1 protein-coding gene is annotated in these 2,157 nt (G+C 40.9%); it reads right to left on the reverse strand.

Annotation, left to right across the window (positions count from 1 at the left end; translation table 11 throughout):
- Positions 1-546: 546 nt before the first annotated feature.
- Positions 547-825, reverse strand: a complete 279-nt coding sequence (locus QNM18_RS27240) for a transposase (RefSeq protein WP_417714876.1) — start codon at positions 823-825, stop codon at positions 547-549.
- Positions 826-2,157: the final 1,332 nt, after the last annotated feature.

Consider the following 2,157-nt stretch of genomic DNA (forward strand, 5'->3'; position numbering starts at 1 on the left):
CATGTGAAAGTAGGACATCGCCAAGCGCCAAATAAAAGAAAGCCCGATTCGAAAGAGTCGGGCTTTTTTCGTTTAAGTCCCTCAGCAGTGGTTAAAACGGCTCATTTCACCTTGCGCAAAAGAACCGTACTCACTTCGTTCGCTGTCGCTAGCCTTTTGCACGATAAAAGTAGGACATCGCCAGCCAGGTGGCCCCGACTAGGCGCGCCTGAGCACTTATAGGTCGATAAATAACATTCATCTATGAATCTAATCGACATTAGTACATCCATGTAGGTCAAACTCGTTGAAGCAATGCAGCGGTTTTTTTGCATTTAAGTCCCTCTGCAACAGCTAAACTAGCTCACTTCACCTTGTGCGAAAAGAATGCCAGCGTTTCGCGCTGTGTCATAAACCTTTCGCACGATATTTACCTAGCATAAAAAGAGCCAGTTCACTGCGAACGCAGTCGGTAGCCTTTTGTACTTTAGACCCAGAAGCAAGTTCCAATGCTGTTCGTTTAAAGGTTATTAAGTGCTTGGCTCCTCTTACTTTCAGTTACTTTGCCTACAATGCCGCTTCATACCTTATGAGGTTGTATGCTATCAATATGCCGTAAAGCTCTTGAATTACTAACTCTGACTTTATACTTCGAAGGGTCACAGTGTTTTTTGGCATCGATTTCTTGATATCTCTATAGCCCAACTCAATTGGCCACCGCTCATGGTAAAGTGCTGTGATACCTTTTCTCGAATATTGCTCACGAGGTAGAGAAGCCGCCAATAGCTTTGGTTCGAAACCATTTATCAGGTATTTAATAAGCCTAAATTGCCAACCTTTAGGCAATGTACTAGAACGCTTAAGAGTATGTGAGCTGTCCTCATCGGTACTCCATACGTCATCTTGGACTCATGTCATTTAATTTCATGTTGTAAAGGAGCACGTGGAACCTATCTGAATTCAGTGCCTCTATATGGCAGAGTTTGTCTATTTGGATGGCGCTCATTCCGGGTAAATTATCTACCAGCTGCGAGGCAATTGTAATTTCACGCTTTTTAAATTCCCATAATCCCGCATTAAGTATAATTTGAGAGCTGGTATTCATTAGGTAAGCGAGGCGAAAAGTGGGAACAAAAAAGATCGCTCTCCTTTACTGTGCGCAGAGCCAAAATATACACGACTCATTGGTGTATCTTCAGTTACCCCATCAATACTATAAACATGTAACTCCTGCCTGTAACTCGTGGCTAATCTAAATTGGATTATAGGCTAATCATGGACCAATCTCTTGAATAGATTCACTTCACATCAACAGAATGAGTCGGATAACATCTTCAGGGGTTATTTTTCGCCTTTAATCACTCGGCAGAACATTTGTTGTTAAATGGCGTAAATAAATCATTCAACATAGACGTTCCGTCAATGAACGTCTAAACATGTCATATTCGGAAGATCGTTCAAGAGGTATTAAATGAGCTTAAATGATCAGCATTGGAGACAAATTCAGGATCCATGTTTTATCCGATGTTAGATCTTTGCTAACACATATTCTTGTGTGGCGACCAAAACTCACGATTTTATTTTAAATGAGGGGCTTTTTCCTTTTGAACTTGTTGCCGATGACCCTTTGCGTTTCGTTGGTTGGTTAAGTTGTGCTTATCCCTTATCCCTGTATTCAGGGAGAGGCGTTGAGTCTCCAATAAATTCTGACGACCATGCTTAAAATAAATTAGATGGCCATGATGGTATTTTCGGATCCGAAAGATCTATTTATATTGCTTCGAGCGATCCAATGCCATTGCTCTGTATGAAAAACACCCTAAAACGAGGTGTTTAGTTTGATTTTTAACCGAAGCGTCACTTTTTCTAAGTTTTTTATAAAAAGTGCTTGATCCAAATTTGGATCTCCCTATAATTCGCACCCACTGACACGGCGGGGCGCAAACAAAAACGCAAACCAAAGTGAAGGTCAAAGCCAAACTGAAAGCTTAATTAAGAAAAAATTAAATTTTCTAGTTGACTTTAAAAGTGAAGCGGTTAATATGGCGCTCCACTTCGCAGCAACGCTGCGGTAACTAACCAAGGGTTAGTTACATTGTTCTTTAAAAATATGAAGCAATCATCTGTGTGGGCACTCGTACAGATTGAGTTCTAACAGCTCTTGATTCAGGAGCAAAA

The organism is Pseudoalteromonas obscura, assembly GCF_030135505.1.
Classification (GTDB): domain Bacteria; phylum Pseudomonadota; class Gammaproteobacteria; order Enterobacterales; family Alteromonadaceae; genus Pseudoalteromonas; species Pseudoalteromonas obscura.